This window comes from uncultured Subdoligranulum sp., assembly GCF_937890665.1.
The window spans coordinates 1-4,396 of sequence record NZ_CALADU010000173.1; the positions used below are offsets into that span (position 1 = coordinate 1).

Annotated in this window: 5 protein-coding genes; 1 reads left to right on the top strand and 4 read right to left on the bottom strand. The window is 56.2% G+C overall.

Annotation, left to right across the window (positions count from 1 at the left end):
• The first annotated feature begins 15 nt into the window (after window positions 1–15).
• The gene (locus Q0526_RS09850) at window positions 16–618 is read left to right on the top strand and encodes an HD domain-containing protein (protein ID WP_298733041.1); all 603 of its coding nucleotides are present in this window, start codon (window positions 16–18) and stop codon (window positions 616–618) included.
• Between the two features lie 52 nt (window positions 619–670).
• On the opposite strand, the gene Q0526_RS09855 is transcribed toward Q0526_RS09850, so the two are convergent.
• The 4 genes from Q0526_RS09855 to Q0526_RS09870 form a co-directional block, all read right to left on the bottom strand.
• Entirely contained in the window at window positions 671–1,834 is a 1,164-nt protein-coding gene (locus Q0526_RS09855) for a DUF4179 domain-containing protein (RefSeq protein ID WP_298733034.1), read from the bottom strand.
• Window positions 1,827–2,381 (bottom strand): RNA polymerase sigma factor, encoded by a 555-nt coding sequence (locus Q0526_RS09860; RefSeq protein ID WP_298733035.1) that lies wholly within the window; start codon window positions 2,379–2,381, stop codon window positions 1,827–1,829. Before Q0526_RS09860 ends, Q0526_RS09855 begins: the two co-directional genes overlap by 8 nt.
• A gap of 141 nt (window positions 2,382–2,522) precedes the next feature.
• Complete coding sequence (locus Q0526_RS09865) at window positions 2,523–3,518, bottom strand: hypothetical protein (protein WP_298733037.1); 996 nt, start codon at window positions 3,516–3,518, stop codon at window positions 2,523–2,525.
• Between the two features lie 36 nt (window positions 3,519–3,554).
• Window positions 3,555–4,396: cell division protein FtsZ (locus tag Q0526_RS09870; RefSeq protein ID WP_298733039.1), on the bottom strand; the 842-nt coding region annotated here is incomplete at its 5' end.

Consider the following 4,396-nt stretch of genomic DNA (forward strand, 5'->3'; position numbering starts at 1 on the left):
AACTGTGAGGCAGCCATGGAAGACTACCACGCCCAATTTGTGGAGATCTACACCCAAAACATCACGCGTCCCGGCGCCGACCGGCTGCTGAATTGGCTGGAAACCACAGACTTTTTCACTGCGCCGGCGTCTACCCGCTTCCACGGTGCCTGCGAGTATGGGCTGGTAATGCATAGCATCAACGTCTATCAGGCCATGATGCAGCATTTCTTCACCGAGGGAGAAAACGCCGAGAGTTACGCGATTTGTGCCTTGCTCCACGACCTGTGCAAGGCCAATTTCTATAAGGTCAGCACCCGCAACGTCAAGAACGAGACCACCGGACAATGGGAGAAGGTCCCCTACTATCAAGTAGCGGATCAACTGCCCTATGGTCACGGGGAAAAAAGTGTTTATCTGATCGAGCACTTTATGCGGCTGAAAACCGCTGAGGCTGTTGCCATACGCTGGCATATGGGCGGTTTTGACGACGCCGTACGGGGCGGCAGTTTTGCCGTCAGCGACGCCTACAACAGCTACCCGCTGGCAGTCAAGCTGCACATCGCCGACCTGACCGCCACCTATCTGATGGAACAAGGAACCAGCAGTGTGGAAAACGGTCACCCCAAAACCAAATAACAAAAAGCACCCCCGCAGGAATCGGACGGTTCCCGCGGGGATGCTTTTTATTTTAGAACAGTGTAACGGTCCACTGGGCTAGAACAGCTTCCTCTTCGGCGCTCTTATCCAGTATGCGTACCGTCAACGTTTTTGCTCCTTCCGGTACCGCATCGAAGTAATACGTCCAGAAGGTTTCTCCACTTTCCGTCTGTTCTTCGGGCGTTCCCTTGACCCATTCCAAGTTGCTCCCATCTTCCATAAAGATTTGCGGGTACAGCTCCGTTTTGTCCGACATCGAAGTCACCGTATATTGGATCCGCGTTTCCCCGGGCGTCGCCTCCAGACTTTCCAACCGGATCCCATTCTGCACTCCGCCATCGATTTGTCCTTCGCGGGTAAGGGTTTCATCCGCAGAAACTGTAAAGTCGATGTGGTAGGTTCCTTCCAGCGGCGTTGTTTCTTCGCTCCCCTCGCAAACGCCTACCAGATTGGAAAAGGTCAGCGAGGCCTGCACGTTCTGGGTATCTCCCGTATAATTTTGCAAATTGTAGTCCATTTCGCAGACAAAGGTAGTATCATCCTGTTTGCGGAAGTAGGGCAACAGATCGCCGCCGATTGCTTCACCGTTCAAAGTCACCCCGCCATACAATGTGTTGGCTTCTTCTGCCGTTGTGTCCTCCCAAAGCAGCGGTGGGTCCAACGTCACCCCGTCAAAGCCAGCCAGCGCATCATCCTCGGCCGTCAGCGTCAATCCTAGACGCAGGTACATCTCATCGCAGTAGATCTGGGTCAGGGTAAGTTTATAAGGCTGCTCGTCGCCCCCCTCTCGCTGCAAGGCGGGCGCCGCAGCAGCACCACTGTCCTGCGGTGCGTTGGACTCTGCCCCGACCTGCGCCGATTGCGCATATACACTCAGTTGGTCGCTTTGCAGATACCCTTTGGGCAATCCATTGATATAGGCAAACACATCCCCTAAGATGGGCAGCCCCTCCGCCAACACAGGGTTAACCCCATTGATTCCTACCAACAGCGCCACACAGGCCACACCTCCGACTAGCACTTTGCCTCCCACCGACCACGAATACAGGAGGCGTCCCCGACGTTTTGCAGGCTTTTTACAACCCGTACGCTGCAAAACTTGCTGGGTCAGCCGCTTCATTTCTGCCTCTGTCAACGGTTCCTCTTCGCTGGGCAACTGGTTCAGCCAATTCATAAGATTGTCCTTTTCACGCATGGGTAACGCCTCCTTCGCGCAGTTGTTGACGCAGCCGATCCCGACCGCGGGAAAGCCGCGTATTCACATTGGCCACACTCAGTCCCAATGCAGCGGCAATCTCACGGCTGGACTGCAACAGATAGTATTTTCGCAAAAAAATCTCCCGATTGGGCGGTTCCATCGCCGCCACCAACTCCCCCACAAGCTGCACCGCATCCCCTTGTGGGTCGGCAGGCAGGTCTGCCAAGGTTTGCAGGAGTTCGTCGGTCAGCGGAATCTCCTCCCGGCGTTGCAGCGCACGATACCGGTTGATGCCAGTATTGCGCGCCGTCACGATCAACCACGCACGCACTGGGATCTGCCGATCTTGCAGCTTTTGCGCATTGCGCCATAAGGCCACAAAGACATCGACCATGCACTCTTCCACATCGTGTTCCCGCCCGGGCAGGATGCGCCGCAAAATTCCCCGAATCAAGGCGGCATAATCCCGCATAGCCCACCGCAAACCGGTTTCAGGATCTATGACAATGGCCCGCGCCAAGCTGGGACCGCCGTTGTTGTTCATACCTTCTCCTCCTTCGTTTGTATCCCTTTCACTTTGATAAACAATCCACACCGGAAGATTCTTACAAAAGGGTTCCTGCTTTTTCCATCAAAAAAGCCGCCCCGGCCAAAGCCGGGACGGCTGTATTCTTCTATTGCGTTTTTACGCCTTGCTTTGCGGATCCACGCGATCCATCTCGTCCTGCAGCATCTGCGAAACCGGACGCCGCGCATTGCGTAGGCGGCGGGTATTGGTAGAAGGCTTGGCTTGCACGGCAGAAGCACTGCGGTGTGTCCGGACCGGCTGCGCTGTTGCCTTGACGCGGAACTGCGGGGCCGAGGTTTTGGCCGGTGCCTCGGGGGCAGGTTCCGGCTCCGGCACATTCAGTTCCGGCGTTCCTTGCGCAAAGTCCCGCATCTCGGTACCCAGTTCTTTGAGTTCCGCTTCGGTGTCATCCAGCGCTTGATAGATCACTTGCGTGAGTCCATCTAGATCCAGTGTAGCGGCGCTCAGTCGCTGATCCACACGGGCCAAGCGGTCCCGCACCAACATGACGCCGGCGGCGATTCCGCGGGCATTTTCTGCCATGCGGGTCTTCTGTGTTTCTGCCTGCTGCTTTAACTCTTTCTCAGCGCTTTCGGCATACAGCTTTGCGTCGGAAAGAATCTTGCGCGCTTCCAGTCGGGCCTCCCGTACCACATCGGGGGTGGGGTTCCCGTTGGCATTCAGCTGCCGGGCTGCCGTTAACTGCTTTTGAAGATCATCCACCTGCTGCTGCAAGTCATGACATTTAAGCTGCCAAATGTTGGCGTTTTTCTGGCTTTCCTTTTGGCTGGACTGGTATGTATCCAACTGCTTTTGCAGCTCTTCTACCTGTTCTTCGCTTTCACGCCGCTTGGTTTCTGCCGCTTCCGCACGCTGACTTGCCGCTGCGGCTTCGGCTTGCAACGCTTTGATGCGGGCATCTACATCCTCGCGCTCATTGCGGAGCGTATCCAGTTCCGACTGAACGCGGCGCAGCTTTTGCTCGTATTCCATCTCATGCTGCTGGGCTTCGTCCGCCAGAGCGTTCATATACGCCAGCACATCATTCTTATCAAATCCGAACAGACTGGAACGGAAGCCCTGTTCCTGAATGTCCTTTGCTTCTGATGGCATGGCTTTTTACATCCTCTCGCGGCAAAATAACAGCAATCAGGAACGCTTGTTCAGAATGCTGAGCAGATCGTCAAAGTAGTCGCCGTCATCCTCTTCCTCTGCAGGCGCAGCAGCGGCGGGCTGAGTATCCACACCCGTGCTGAAGGACTGGGTAAAGATGGGATTGGGCATAACCGGGCTGATGTCCGGAGAAGCAGGCTGTGCCTTCTCAGCGGGCTGAGCTGCCTCAACAGGCTGGGCAGCCGCTGCACGCTTGGCATCCACATGAGCCTGAATGGGCTCGTCGACTTCCGGCGTGCTCTCGAAGCCGGTAGCCACCACGGTAATGCTCATCTCGTCGCTCAAGCGCTCATCGAAGGCAGTACCCCAGATGATGTTGGCATCAGGATGCGCAGACTGAGTAATCATAGAAGCAGCGGTCTCTACATCGTCCAGACCAATGTCGGGGCTGGAAGTGATGTTGATGATTACGCCGCGAGCCCCCGCAATGCTGGTTTCCAGCAGCGGGCTGGAAATGGCTGCCTTGGCAGCATTCTCGGCCTTGCCGGCGCCTTTGGCCACGCCAACGCCCATGTGTGCAAAGCCGGCGTCCTTCATGATGGAACGGACATCGGCGAAGTCGAGGTTGATGAAAGCCGGAATGTTGATCAGGCTGGAGATGCTCTCGACGCCCTGACGCAGCACGTTGTCGGCCGCCTCGAAGGCATTCATCAGGGTGATCCGCTCCTGACTGATGAGCTTGAGACGCTCATTGGGAATCACGATCAGAGAGTCCACGTGCATCATCAAAGAGGCAATGCCCTGCTCGGCCAAGCTCATCTTACGCTTGCCTTCAAAGGCGAAGGGCTTCGTCACGATGCCGACGGTCAGGATGCCCA

What these genes read in the sequence shown, in the direction of transcription:
- Q0526_RS09850 (WP_298733041.1), top strand. Translation starts at nt 16, where the DNA reads ATGGAAGACTACCACGCCCAATTTGTGGAGATCTACACCCAAAACATC.
- Q0526_RS09855 (WP_298733034.1), bottom strand. Translation starts at nt 1,834, where the DNA reads ATGCGTGAAAAGGACAATCTTATGAATTGGCTGAACCAGTTGCCCAGC.
- Q0526_RS09860 (WP_298733035.1), bottom strand. Translation starts at nt 2,381, where the DNA reads ATGAACAACAACGGCGGTCCCAGCTTGGCGCGGGCCATTGTCATAGAT.
- Q0526_RS09865 (WP_298733037.1), bottom strand. Translation starts at nt 3,518, where the DNA reads ATGCCATCAGAAGCAAAGGACATTCAGGAACAGGGCTTCCGTTCCAGT.